13 protein-coding genes are annotated in these 13,073 nt (G+C 46.4%); all 13 read left to right on the forward strand.

Going from position 1 to position 13,073, the window contains the following annotated elements:
- The first annotated feature begins 2 nt into the window (after window positions 1-2).
- A complete protein-coding gene (scpB, locus tag APAR_RS03720; RefSeq protein WP_012808808.1) occupies window positions 3-680 on the forward strand; it encodes an SMC-Scp complex subunit ScpB in 678 nt (225 codons plus the stop codon).
- Between the two features lie 3 nt (window positions 681-683).
- Complete coding sequence (locus APAR_RS03725) at window positions 684-1,523, forward strand: pseudouridine synthase (protein WP_012808809.1); 840 nt, start codon at window positions 684-686, stop codon at window positions 1,521-1,523.
- Window positions 1,524-1,572: 49 nt separating this feature from the next.
- On the forward strand, window positions 1,573-2,283 hold the full coding sequence (locus tag APAR_RS03730) for a histidine phosphatase family protein (protein ID WP_012808810.1): 711 nt from the start codon (window positions 1,573-1,575) through the stop codon (window positions 2,281-2,283).
- A complete protein-coding gene (cmk, locus tag APAR_RS03735; RefSeq protein ID WP_012808811.1) occupies window positions 2,283-3,827 on the forward strand; it encodes a (d)CMP kinase in 1,545 nt (514 codons plus the stop codon). Before APAR_RS03730 ends, cmk begins: the two co-directional genes overlap by 1 nt.
- A gap of 3 nt (window positions 3,828-3,830) precedes the next feature.
- Window positions 3,831-4,685: a 4-hydroxy-3-methylbut-2-enyl diphosphate reductase gene (gene ispH, locus APAR_RS03740; protein ID WP_012808812.1), complete on the forward strand. Its 855-nt coding sequence runs from the start codon at window positions 3,831-3,833 to the stop codon at window positions 4,683-4,685.
- A 1-nt stretch (window position 4,686) separates the two neighbouring features.
- A complete protein-coding gene (locus APAR_RS03745; protein WP_012808813.1) occupies window positions 4,687-6,069 on the forward strand; it encodes a DUF512 domain-containing protein in 1,383 nt (460 codons plus the stop codon).
- Window positions 6,070-6,115: 46 nt separating this feature from the next.
- Window positions 6,116-7,441 (forward strand): ribosome biogenesis GTPase Der, encoded by a 1,326-nt coding sequence (gene der, locus APAR_RS03750; RefSeq protein WP_012808814.1) that lies wholly within the window; start codon window positions 6,116-6,118, stop codon window positions 7,439-7,441.
- The gene (plsY, locus tag APAR_RS03755; RefSeq protein ID WP_012808815.1) at window positions 7,441-8,103 is read left to right on the forward strand and encodes a glycerol-3-phosphate 1-O-acyltransferase PlsY; all 663 of its coding nucleotides are present in this window, start codon (window positions 7,441-7,443) and stop codon (window positions 8,101-8,103) included. Before der ends, plsY begins: the two co-directional genes overlap by 1 nt.
- A 2-nt stretch (window positions 8,104-8,105) precedes the next feature.
- Window positions 8,106-9,116 carry an NAD(P)H-dependent glycerol-3-phosphate dehydrogenase gene (locus APAR_RS03760; protein ID WP_012808816.1) on the forward strand — a complete coding sequence of 337 codons (1,011 nt, stop codon included), beginning with the start codon at window positions 8,106-8,108 and terminating at the stop codon, window positions 9,114-9,116.
- A gap of 9 nt (window positions 9,117-9,125) precedes the next feature.
- Window positions 9,126-9,800, forward strand: a complete 675-nt coding sequence (gene rpe / locus APAR_RS03765) for a ribulose-phosphate 3-epimerase (RefSeq protein ID WP_012808817.1) — start codon at window positions 9,126-9,128, stop codon at window positions 9,798-9,800.
- Window positions 9,801-9,866: 66 nt separating this feature from the next.
- Complete coding sequence (locus tag APAR_RS03770; protein ID WP_012808818.1) at window positions 9,867-11,015, forward strand: cysteine desulfurase family protein; 1,149 nt, start codon at window positions 9,867-9,869, stop codon at window positions 11,013-11,015.
- Window positions 11,016-11,112: 97 nt separating this feature from the next.
- Window positions 11,113-11,832 (forward strand): zinc ribbon domain-containing protein, encoded by a 720-nt coding sequence (locus APAR_RS03775; protein ID WP_012808819.1) that lies wholly within the window; start codon window positions 11,113-11,115, stop codon window positions 11,830-11,832.
- Between the two features lie 14 nt (window positions 11,833-11,846).
- Window positions 11,847-13,073, forward strand: a complete 1,227-nt coding sequence (gene coaBC, locus APAR_RS03780) for a bifunctional phosphopantothenoylcysteine decarboxylase/phosphopantothenate--cysteine ligase CoaBC (RefSeq protein ID WP_012808820.1) — start codon at window positions 11,847-11,849, stop codon at window positions 13,071-13,073.

Raw genomic sequence — 13,073 nt, forward strand, 5'->3', positions numbered from 1 at the left:
TCATGGCAGAAGAAGAGCTTACATATTTAAACTCCGAGTCGCTCAAAAGCGCTCTTGAATCGCTTCTCTTAGTTGCGACTGATGCGATTACTACCGCTGACTTTGCTAAGGTTACCAATGTAGCTCCTGCCGAGGTAGCAGAAGCCCTTAAAGAACTTGCTGAAGAGTACATGCGCTGTAACAGAGGATTTCAGCTTAGAGAGGTTGCTGGCGGTTGGCGCCTCTTTACACACCCAGCTCACCATCAGCTGGTCAGTGACTTTGTGCTTTCTTGGGACACGCGTCGCCTGTCTCAAGCTGCTCTTGAGACACTTGCTGTTATTGCCTACCATCAGCCTGTAACACGCGAGGGTGTCCGTGCTATTCGTGGCGTTAATTCCGACGGTGTTATCTCGTCTCTTCGCGAGAAAAACCTTGTGCGTGAAGTGGGCAAAGAGGCAGATAGGGGACAGGCTATTCTTTATGGCACAACTGCGCTTTTCTTAGAGCGTTTTGGCCTCAAGTCGCTAAGAGAGTTGCCGCCTCTAGAAGACTTTGCTCCCGATGAGGAGTCTAAGCAGTTTATTCGCGAGAGGCTCTCTGGTAGAAGCTTTACCTCAACACTTGAAGAGGCTACAGAAGACATTGATGATGAGCGTTCCCTTCTGGGAGACGATTACGATACGCAGGAGGATGCGTAGGACGTGACAGAAGAGCGTATTGTCCCCATGCGTCTGCAGCGCTTTTTGGCGCGTGCAGGAGTGGCTAGCCGGCGAGGCTCCGAGCGCCTGATGACGTCTGGTCGAGTAACGGTAAACGGCCAGGTAGTTACCGAGCTTGGCAGTAAAGTTGATCCACTTGTAGATGTAGTTGCGGTTGATGGTGTTGTCTGTTCAATTGCCGAGAAACCCGTTTACTTGATGCTCAATAAACCTGCAGGTTATTTGACTACTATGAAAGACCCCCAGGGTAGACCAACCATTGTGGATATGGTTCCAACTGATACGTATCCCGGTCTTTTTCCTGTTGGACGTCTTGATATGGACACTACAGGCCTTCTTTTCTTCACAACCGACGGTCAGATGGCACAAGAGCTCTTACATCCCTCAAAGCATGTGTGGAAGCACTATGTTGCTCATGTAGTAGGTACACCTACAGAAGAGCAGTTAAATCGCTTACGTGAAGGTATTGAACTTGAAGATGGTCCTGCGGCTCCTGCAGAAGTAGAGATCATTTCAGATGACGTTAAGATGAAAAATCTTCTTGCCCCACAGGGTTTAGGAAAAACTGGTGGAGGAGAGCCAAATGCTCTGGTTAGCGTCACTATTAGAGAAGGGCGTAAGCATCAGGTCAAGAAGATGCTCCTAGCTATTCATCATAGAGTTCTTGCACTTCACAGAGATACATTTGGTCCACTTCATTTAACAAGAGTTAAAGAGGGTGAGTGGAGACTTCTTACAGAAGAAGAGGTTACCGCTCTAGAGCGTACTATTGGTAGAGAGCCGGGTACTTCTCCTATCATGCCTTTAAACACCAGCAAGTAATTAGTAAGCGAACGTTAAACAACCAAAACACACCCAGAGAGGAGACATAATGCAGCCATTTGAAATTCCAGCTCAGGTTCATCGTATTTTGTTTATGCGTCATCCAGAAAGCGTAGCTAATACACAGCGCTTTTTTAGCGGCAGAAGAAATGTTGAGCTCACTGAGCATGGCGTTGAACAGCGTGAGCATGCTGTTCGCGCGCTTGTTGCATTTAATCCAGATAGAATTTGGACCTCTCCTTTATCTCGCTGCAAAGACATGGCTGAGATGGCCGCTTCTCAGCTTGGCGTTCCCTGTGAGGTCAAAGATGATCTTGCAGAGATGGATTTTGGCATTCTGGAGAGTAAGCGCTTTGTTGATGCTGAAGAGATTCTTAAGCCGTATGGTCTCACGTTTCCTTGGAGCTCAGATGAAAACGGTCACTCTATACCTGCTCCAGAAGCTGAGTCATATGAGCAGGTACGATGCAGGTGCCGTAACATTCTTAACGAGTTTTCTGGTCTTTCTGGACGCACCGTTTGCATTTCTCACGGTGGTTATTTGCGCTCTATGATGGCTGAAATTTTTGGTATTCCAGGCAGTTTAAGCTGGAACGTACATCTTGCAAATGTCTCTTCAATCTTCTTTACTAGTACAGGTGGTTCAGATTTTAAGCTTGGTGGATTTAACCTTGATCCAGAAGAGGTTATTCGTCGTTCCACTAAGTCAAGTTTTTACGATTTTCGTGACATTTGGGGTGTCACCGAGGGGGATAAGTAATGATTGTTGCTATCGATGGCCCAGCAGGCTCCGGAAAGTCTACGGTTGCTCGCGCACTTTCTGATCGCTTGAATCTAATTTTTTTAGATACAGGCGCAATGTATCGCTCGGTAACTGTGGAATGCCTGCGTCAGGGCATTGATATGACTGATACCGAGAAAATCATTCAGGTTGCACGAAACATCAGCATCTCATTTGGCAATTCTGCAAATGGTCAGACCGTCTACGCAAACGGCTCAAACGTCACCACAGAGATTCGTACTCCTGAGGTAGACAGAAATGTCAGTGTTGTTGCAGCTATTCCCGAGGTTCGCGAGGCAATGGTTACACTCCAGCGTCGTGCTGGCGAGAATGGCGATGTAGTCGCAGAGGGCCGTGACATTGGTACTGTGGTATTTCCAGAGGCTGATGTAAAGGTCTTCTTGACTGCAGATCCTGCTGCTCGTGCTCACCGTCGCGCTGTTCAACGCCAAGGTAGAGATGCAGCTACAGGTAACGATGCTAAGGTAGATGCCAAGAGTGAGGAGAAGATCCTCGAAGACATCAAGGCTCGTGATAAGGCTGACTCTGAGCGCAAGGCAGCACCACTTCGTGCAGCAGAAGACGCCCATCATATTGACTCTTCCACGCTTTCTGTTGAAGAGGTTATTGCAGCCATTATTGCCCTGCATCCGGGCTTGGGTAAAAGAGATACTCGGAACCACAGATCTTCTCACCAGGGAAAAGGATCAGAAGGTAGTTCTTCTGATGACGGGAAGTCTCACACGGAAGAGCCTAAGCGCTCCGAAAAAAAGTCTTCTATAGCAGCGGCGTCTAAGCGTTTGCGTCCTTTTGGCGGCAACTCATTTGATGATTATTACGATACGGCGCTTGGTGATTTTCCAGCTCCAGCCAAGTTTTTTAAGTGGCTGGCAATAAGTGTTCTTGGTCTGATTACAAAAGTCTGGTTCAGGTGGCGTTGGGACAAAGACGAGCTCTTTGTGGGCGATAAAACCCCTCGCGTTCTTATCATGAATCACCCAACATTTCTGGATCCTATTGTTACCGTTGTTCACTTGCTTGTTCATGGCATTCCTGTTCGAACCATCTACAAGAGTGAGTTCAACAAATTCAAACCGCTTCAATGGGCACTCTCTAGGCTTGGTGGTATTCCTGTTGACCGTGGAACTGCCGATATGAAGGCAATTCGTCGTGCAACTACAGCGCTTTCTAGGGGAGAAATGCTTCTTATCTATCCTGAAGGTACAAGAGTCAGAAGCAATACTGAGCGTGGAGAAACACATGGTGGTTTTGCTCTTATTGCTCAGCTTGCTAAGGTAGATGTTCAGCCACTGGCAATTATTGGTGCGCTTGATATTAAGAAAAAAGGCTCTCCTCTGGTTAAGCCTGTTAAGGTTTATCTTCGCGCTGGTCAGAAGATTTCTTTTAGTGATTTGACTTCTACTAAGCGTAAAGATCAGGCAAAAGAGATGGAAGAAAGAGCCATGGAGCGGGTATACGAGCTAAGAGATGCAATGCTCAAAGAGCATCCCGGAAGGAATTAGTTCGTGCCTACTATTAAAATTGCCGATGAAGCAGGCGCTTGTTACGGTGTAGAAAGAGCTCTTCAGATGGTCCAGCAGGCTGTCAAAGATGCTCATGCACCTGTGCGCACACTTGGTCCACTTATTCATAATCCTCGCGTTGTTACTTCCCTTAAAGATCAAGGCGTAGAGGTAGTTGATTTTGCTTCTGAAGCTGCAGGAAGTGCTCTGCTATTGCGTACCCATGGTGTAACGCCTCAAGAGGAACAGATTGCCAAGGACGGTTGTGTTGACGTGTTAGATGCAACCTGTCCGTTTGTAAAGAAGGCTCACCGAGCAGCAGAACTTCTCGCCAAGCAAGGATATGCCGTATATGTGGTGGGAGAGTCCGGACATCCCGAGGTAGAGGCAACACTGGCTCACGTGCCAGGATCTTTGGCTATCGATTCTGTGGAAGAGGTTGCCGCTCAGGCAGACGCCATGAGAGTCGCAAAAAAAGTTGGTCTGGTGGTACAAACTACCATGAGTGCTGCAAAGCTTTCTGAGGTGGTTAATGCGGTACTTCCGCTTGTTGACGAGTTGCGCGTCATGAATACCATCTGTGAAGCTACTGCGGGCCATCAAGACTCTTGCATGAGGCTTGCAAAAGAATCTGACGTGATGATTATTATTGGTGGCAGAATTTCTGCTAACACTACCCGTTTGGCAGAGATTTCTAAGCTCTATTGCCCCGCAACCTATCACATTGAAGGTACAGATGAGCTGCAGGCTTCTTGGTTTGAAGGGGCTGAGCATATTGGCATTACTGCTGGTGCTTCTACGCCGGAAGCTCATATCAATGCAGTTAAATTGGCTATTGAAGAAATCGTAGGCGCATAATATGGAACAGCGCGCAGACTACGGAAATACAAAATCTGGTGGGCTTGGTGCACTCATCGAGTCTGTTGAAGAGGGTAGTCCTGCGTGGAAGGCTGGCCTTGAGCCAGGCATGATTATCGAGAAGGTCAATGGCGTAGTACCAAAAGACCTGATTGATTGGCGTTGGGAAGCTGACGGCTCTATCTGTGAGCTTGAAGTTTCTGTTCCTGGTGATGATGAGCTCTATGAGTGCGTGCTTGAACGTGAGTCTGGAGAAGACTGGGGCGTTGACTTTGTTGACGTGCTCTTTGACGGCATCAAGACCTGCGTAAACGCTTGTCAGTTCTGCTTTATGGCCATGCTGCCAGAAGACATGCGTCCTTCACTTTCTATTAGAGATGACGATTATCGCCTGAGTTTCTTGCAGGGCAATTTTGTTACCCTCACTAACCTCACTGATGAGGATGTTGAGCGCATCATTTCTCATAAGCTTGAGCCTATGAACGTCTCGCTGCATGCAATTTCATCTGATGTCCGTCGCAATCTTATTGGTCCTCATGCTGCTCGAGGTATTGAAGTTCTTAAGAAACTTATGGATGCTGGAATTGAGATTCATGGTCAGATTGTCCTGTGTCCTAATATCAATGACGGTGAAGAGCTTGATAAAACACTTGATTGGGTAGAGGCTCATCAGCAGATTACCTCTTTAGCCATTGTTCCGCTTGGCTATACCAAAGACTCCAAGCGCTTTACGCATTCTTATTCTGATGACGTAGAGCTGTCCCGCTCTGTAGTCAAAATTGTTGAGCCATATCAGGAGCGTGCGCATGCTTCTTTAGGTATTACACGCTTTCAGCTCTCTGACGAGTTTTATGTAGATGCTCAGCTTCCTATTCCACCTGCATATACGTATGACGGCTACCCACAGTTCTACGATGGCATTGGTATGCTCAGAAGCTTCCTCGACGAGGCTGAAGAGGTCTGCAACTCTATGCGTACCGCTCTCGATGAGGCAGATACCTATCTTTCTGTCCGATCTCGCAAGATTTTGCTAATCGTAGGCGAAGCTGCTCAACAAACTATTCAGACTTTTTGCGACAACTGGTCAGCTAACGGAAACGTTTCTACCTTTGCCGTGCGCAACGATTTCTTTGGTGGAGACGTTAATGTCACAGGGCTTATCTGCGCCGTTGATCTTCTCGCCCAGGTACCAGAGGACCTTACTAACGTTTTGATAGTACTTCCTGAGGTCATGTTTAACTTTGACAAAGTTACTCTTGATGGCATGTCACTGGCCGATTTAACTGCGCAGCTAGAGACTCGCGGAGCAAAGGTAATCATGTCAATTCCTGGTCCCACAAATATTGCCAAGTCTTGCATTAAAGCACTCAAAGAGTGGGATTAGCCACGTATTGCTGGTATTATTAAACCAACTGAATGAAAGGTGAGACATGGCTAAGCCCATTGTTGCTATTGTTGGACGTCCAAATGTTGGTAAGTCCACCCTGGTAAATAGAATTGCCGAGAAACGCGATGCAATTGTGCACGAGTCAAGGGGAGTAACCCGAGACCGTTCATATCACGATGCTGACTGGAATGGTCGTGAGTTTAAACTTATTGATACCGGCGGTATTGAGTCAATCAAATCTCAGGATCGCTTTGCTCCACACATTCGCGAGCAGGCTCTTCTTGCTTGCGATGAAGCCGACGTTATTGTCTTTGTGGTAGACGGTACTACCGGTGTTACCGACGAAGACGAAGAAGTTGCACGCATTGTTCGCAAAAGCACTAAGCCCGTGTTCCTGGTTGTAAACAAGAAAGATAACCCTGCTACTGAGCAGGATGGTCTTTGGGACTTCTACGCACTTGGTTGCGGAGAGCCTATGCCACTGTCTGCTTCACATGGTCATGGTACTGGTGATTTGCTGGATGACATTGTTAACGCATTCCCTGAGGCAGATGAAGAGCCAGAGGATGACGGTATTTTAAACCTTGCAATTATTGGTCGTCCAAACGTAGGTAAGTCATCACTTGCAAATCGTCTTGCAAATAAGAAGCGCTCTATTGTCTCTGATGTTGCCGGTACTACGCGCGACGCTATTGACACCATGATTGAGTGGAAGGGAACTCCCATTCGTCTTGTTGATACTGCGGGCATTCGTAAGAAAAGCCAGGTACATGAAGACGTTGAGTACTATAGTCTAGTTAGAGGCTTGCAGGCAATGGATCGCGCAGACATCTGTCTTCTTGTTGTTGACGCCTCTGTTGGTGTTACTGAGCAAGACCAAAAACTTGCTAATATGGCCGTAGAGCGTGGATGTGCGCTGGTGCTCTTGCTTAACAAGTGGGATCTTATTGATTCTGAGACAAAGCGAGATGAGGTTGCAGCCTCTGTGGCAAAACGCCTTGCGTTTGCACCATGGATTGCGTCCATCAACGTTTCTGCTCTTACTGGTCGCTCTATTGATAAGGTGCTTGCTGCCGCTCTTTCAGCTGCAGAATCTCGTGCTATTCAGCTTAAGACCTCTGAGCTTAACGAACTTCTCGCCCAGATTAGAGAGGGTGGGCATACCGTTTCTGATCGTGGCCGCCGTCTCAAGATTCAGTACGCCACTCAGACGGGCTCTAAGCCTCCTGTTGTTTCGTTCTGGTGTAACGCACCAGACCTTGTTGATGACAACTACGAGCGCTTTATTGAAAACAGACTTCGCGAGAAGTTCTCTCTGGTTGGCACACCTATTCGTTTGAAGTTCCGTAAGAAGGTTGAATCTAACTAATGTCTGGAATTGTTGTTGCTCTGATTTTTGGACTTATTGCATTTGGTTTTGGTAGCATTCCATTTGGCTTGATTATTGCAAGCGTTATGGCTCATGAGGATATTCGTAAGCTTGGATCAGGGAACATTGGAACTACCAATGTGGCTCGCAATGCTGGTAAAGCCGCGGGTATTTTTACGCTTTTGTGTGACGCAGGTAAAGGCATTATCAGTGTCATGTTGGTCCGTTGGTTCTTGTCTACCCAGGGATTTACTCCTGTTATTACAGGAAATACATCCGCTGAAGCTGAACTCATCATTTCTTTTGTGTATGCCTGTTGTGTGCTTGGTCATATTTTCTCACCCTGGCTTCATTTTCATGGGGGTAAGGGAATTGCTGTTGGATTTGGCGGTGGTCTGGCGGTTAATCCGCTTGCTGCCTTAGTAGCTCTTGCAGTGTTTATCACACTTGCAGTGCCAACTAAATATGTATCTCTCGGTTCCATTGGCGCAGCAGTAGCTATACCTCTTTTTTGCCTTTTATTTGGCATGGATCCAGTAGCTACTATCCCCGTATTTGTAGTAGCTATTGCGGTTATTTGGGCTCATCGCGAGAATATCAAAAAACTTAATGCTGGTAACGAGCGTAAATTTTCATTTGGTGATAAGAAAAAGGACAAGTAATCATGAAAAAAGTTGCTGTTATTGGTTCGGGATCATGGGGTACCGCACTTTCAACACTACTTGCTTCAACATCTGATGAGGTAGTCATCTGGTCCAGGGAGGCCGATGTTGCCGAGTCTATCAATAAAGAGCACGTCAACTGCAGACATCTTTCTGACTCTGAACTGCCACACAATATTGTTTCTACCACTAGTGAAGTTGAGGCTCTCATAAATGTAGATGCTGTTGTCATGGCAGCTCCATCTGCATTTCTTCGTTCTGTTTGCACTGCTTGCGCGCCTTATCTTGACCCTCAGGTTGACGTTTTGATTCTCTCTAAGGGTATGGAGGCAGGATCTCACAAGCTTATGCATGAAGTGGCTATTGACGAGCTTGGAAACCCTGCACGAATTGCGGTACTTTCTGGCCCAAACCATGCAGAAGAGGTCATTAAACAGGGAATCTCTGCGGCCGTTGTAGCGTCTGAGGATGCTGAGGTTGCCAAGCGTTTCCAGTCATTACTTTCTCGTCCATACTTCAGAACTTACATTAGCTCTGATGTTCGTGGTGTTGAGGCCTGTGCAGCAGCTAAGAACGTTGTAGCTATTGCATGCGGTATTGCTGTTGGTTTGGGTAATGGTGACAATGCGCTTGCAGCTCTTATGACACGCGGTCTGGCAGAACTTGGCCGCGTGGTTTGCGCTATTGGTGGAGACCCACTAACTTGTATGGGTCTTGCGGGCATGGGCGACCTTGTAGCAACCTGTACCTCCGAGCATTCTAGAAATAGGACGTTTGGAGAAGCTCTGGTCAAGGGTAAGACGCTTCAATCTTATCAGGAAGAAACAGGTATGGTTGTTGAGGGTGCTCAGGCTGTCATTGGCCTTTATGAGCTTGGCCAGCAAATGAATGTTGAAATGCCTATTACTGCAGCCGTCCATGCTGTTCTCTATGAGGGAGAGAGTCCAGAGGACATCACTTCTCGTCTGATTAACCGTCTTCCAAGTGAAGAATTTTATGGAATGACTCGATAGGAGAGTTTAATGAATAACGTTCTGGTAGCACCGTCTGTTCTATCTACAGATTTTTCCAAGCTTAAAAGTGAGCTTGATTCAATTGCAAACGCTGATTACATTCATTACGACGTCATGGATGGTCACTTTGTCCCTAATATTTCCTTTGGTCCAGATATTTTCTCGTACTGCAAAAAGTCCTCTGATCTGCCCATTGATGTCCACCTGATGGTAACTAATCCGGCTGAGATTGCTCCTTTATTCCTAGACCGTGGTGCTGACGTTGTTACCTTCCACTACGAGGCCGAACTTCATGCTCATCGTCTCGTTCACCTTATCAAGGATTCTGGCGCTAAGGCCGGTATTTCGCTTTGCCCGGGAACTCCTGTAAGCGTTCTTGAGGATCTTATCGAAGATCTTGATCTGGTGCTTATCATGACAGTTAATCCTGGCTTTGGTGGACAGAAGTTTATTCCTCACTCAATTGAAAAGCTAAAGGCTCTTAAGGAACTCTGCCGTAAACACAACGTTAATCCTCTGATTGAGGTTGATGGTGGTATCAGTGAAGCTAATGCGGCTGACGTTGTAGTTGCTGGTGCCAATATGCTTGTTGCAGGCAGTGCGGTGTTTGGCCAGGTAGATCGTGGTTCAACTATTGAGACAATCCGCTCTGCTGGAGAGTCTGTTCTAACCATTCAGGGCTAGACAAAAGGTTCAAACTTCACTGGTGCAAACACAAACTATCAAGACTGAACTAACAGAAATCACGTTATGAATTACGTTTACCTAGACTATGCAGCTTCAGCACCAATGCGTACAGAAGCGCTTTATGCTGAGAAAACCTATGAGGCTTCACCTATTGCGGGGGTGAACCCAAACTCTTTGCACTCACTTGGTCGTCAAGCGGCACGAGAGCTTGATAGTGCTCGAAGCGTTATTGCAAACGCTGTGGGTGGCAAGTTTAGATCTCCTGACGTAATTTTTTGCTCTGGTGGAACTGAGGGCAATAACCTCTCTGTTCTTGGTATGGCAGAAGGTATTCGCAACAAGGATCATAAACGCAACGTGGTGGTTTTCTCGGCAATTGAACATGATTCTGTTTTGGATCTTGCACCTGTTCTTCGCGAGAAGGGTTTTGAAGTAAGAATTGTTCAACCTAACCGTCAGGGAAAGATTGAAGGTTCTGTACTTGAAGGTCTTTTGGACCAGTCGGTGGCTCTTGTTTCAGTTATGTATGCCAACAATGAAACGGGTGTTATTCAGCCAGTTGCTGAGCTTGCTCGCATTACTCATAGGGCGGGCGCACTTTTCCACACTGATGCTGTTCAAGCGTTTGGTCGTATTTGTCTTGAAGTGACAGACGTAGATGCTCTAACTATTGCTGCCCATAAGATTGGTGGCCCTCTTGGTATTGCTGCTGTGCTTATGCGCTCTAAGGTTCCGTTTCAGGCACAGAGTTACGGCGGGGGACAAGAGTCTGGTAGACGTCATGGTACTCAGGATGTTCGAGGCGCTCTAGCCTTTGCTGCAGCAACCAGATGGTGCCAGGATAACCTTACACAAACGCAAGAGATTGTTTCTATGCGCGCCAATAAGGTGTATGAGACTCTCTGCTCGTCTCCCAAGATTAAGCCAACCACAGCGGCTTACGCTGGCACAGACCACATGCCTGGTACAGTAAGTATTATGGTTCCATCAATGGACTCTGAAACGCTTATTTTAAAGCTTGATCAAGCAGGTTATGAGGTTTCAGCTGGATCCGCCTGTTCTTCAGGTTCTCTTAATGCAAGTCATGTTCTAACTGCAATGGGAATCTCAAGGAACGAGGCACTAGGTAGCTTACGCATTACTTTTGACGAGCGCGTTTCTGAGAGTGATCTTAATGCCTTCTGTACAACTTTGCTGCGTATTGTTGGATAATTTTTTTTACATACTAATTTATACATTAGTTGTGTTTTGCACCTGATACGTCCTTATTTACGGTAGACTAGATGAGAACCGTATATGAGGAGGCCCTATGAGTGAGTCTGTTAATTTGATGCAGCTCCAGAATATTGATTTAAAGCTGCTAAAACTCACATCCAACTTGGCCTCACTGCCACAAGCACAAAAGATTAAGAACGCCCAGCTTGCAAAGAAAAAGATTGCTTCTCAGCTTAAGCAGGTACTTGGCGTTAAAAAAGATGTTGAAATTGATATTTCAGACCTCAATGAACAGCGTGCTCATTATGTTCTTAAGACAGAGGAAGTTTCTGCTGCTGTAGAAACTGCTACTAATCATCGTGCCATTAGAGATTTTGATCAGCAACTTTCTTCTTTAGCAAAGAATATTGAGAAGTGCGATTTCAAACTTGCAGAAAAAGCAAAAGAGCTTGAAAAATGTAAGAAGGCTTATCAGGCCGCACAAGATTTACAGGTAAAACTTATGAGAGAGTGTGAGAGCCTCTCTGAGTCTCTTGAGATTGATTCTACGGCACTTCGTGCAGAGATTATTGAGCTTTCTAAGTCTCGAGAAGAACTTGCTGTTCAGATTTCTGTAGAAACACTTGAGCGCTATGAAACTGCACGTAAGCGTTTTAAAGGTTTGGCAGTTGAGCATCTTGTGGGTAATGTTCCAAGCGTTTGTCGCGTCAAACTGCAGCCAAGCTCGTTTTACGATCTTCAACACAGCACTGAAATTGCTGAGTGCCCTTATTGCCATAGGATGCTTATTACTTCTACAACGTTTGAAGAATAAAGGAATTTATTGCCATGTTGGATAAAACCACTCAACCCTCTGTATGCCTTGTAATATGCGGAGGTATTGCTGCATATAAAGCCTGTGAGGTTCTCAGAGGTCTTCAGAAAGCAAACTGCGACGTTCGTGTTGTTATGACAGAAGATGCAGCTCAGTTTGTAGGAAAGACTACTTTTGAGGCCCTTACACATCATGAGGTAGTTCAGTCTCTCTATAACAATACTGAGACTCCTGTTGCCCACGTTGATCTTGCTGACTGGGCAGATTGCATGGTAGTTGTACCAGCTACCGCCAACATTATGGCAAAGATGGCACATGGCATTGCCGATAATGCTGCGAGCGCAACGCTTCTAGCTGCTCACACACCGGTCCTTGTGGCTCCTGCTATGAATACACACATGTGGATAAATCCAGCCACTCAGGCAAATGTGGCGCTACTGCGCCAACGTGGCATCCAGATGGTTATGCCTGAGTCAGGTCATCTTGCCTGTGGTTATACCGGTGATGGAAAGCTAGCACCAGTACAACAAATTGTGGACTCTGCACTGAAGGTTCTTTCTGGCAAAGATACTGTGTCAGCCAAACAAGATCTAGCAGGTAAAAAACTCCTTATCACAGCTGGACCAACTCACGAGAAGATCGATCCAGTTCGCTTCATCGCCAACTGTTCAACAGGCAAACTTGGCTATACCATAGCTAGAGTTGCTGCAAGCCGTGGTGCAGACGTCACACTTATCTCTGGTCCCACATATCTTGAGGCTCCTGAAGGTGTCATTATTCAAAGAGTAGTATCCGCTGAAGACATGTATAAGGCATGTATGAGCGTCTTTGATGACGTAGATGCAGCTATTTTGACGGCAGCTGTTGCCGATTACACACCAGCTCATCCAGCAGACCATAAGCTCAAGAAATCATTAGAGTATCTTGAGTCCATAGACCTTAAAGAAACCACCGATATTCTCGCCAGCCTGTCTAAAGCAAAGAAAGGCCAGGTTGTCGTAGGTTTTGCAGCTGAGACAAATAACGTCTTGGAGCATGCTCAGGCTAAACTTGAGCGTAAAGGTTGCTCCATGATTGTGGCAAATGACGTATCTAGACCAGATTCAACCTTTGGTTCAGATACAGATAGAGTTGCTTTTGTAACTCCTCAAGGTATAGAACAGCTTGAGACTTTGCCGCTGTCGGATGTGGCTTCAGAGCTTTTAGACCGTGTGGCCAAGATGCTTGAGGAGCGTGCATAG

The sequence above is a fragment of the Lancefieldella parvula DSM 20469 genome (assembly GCF_000024225.1).
Taxonomy (GTDB): domain Bacteria; phylum Actinomycetota; class Coriobacteriia; order Coriobacteriales; family Atopobiaceae; genus Lancefieldella; species Lancefieldella parvula.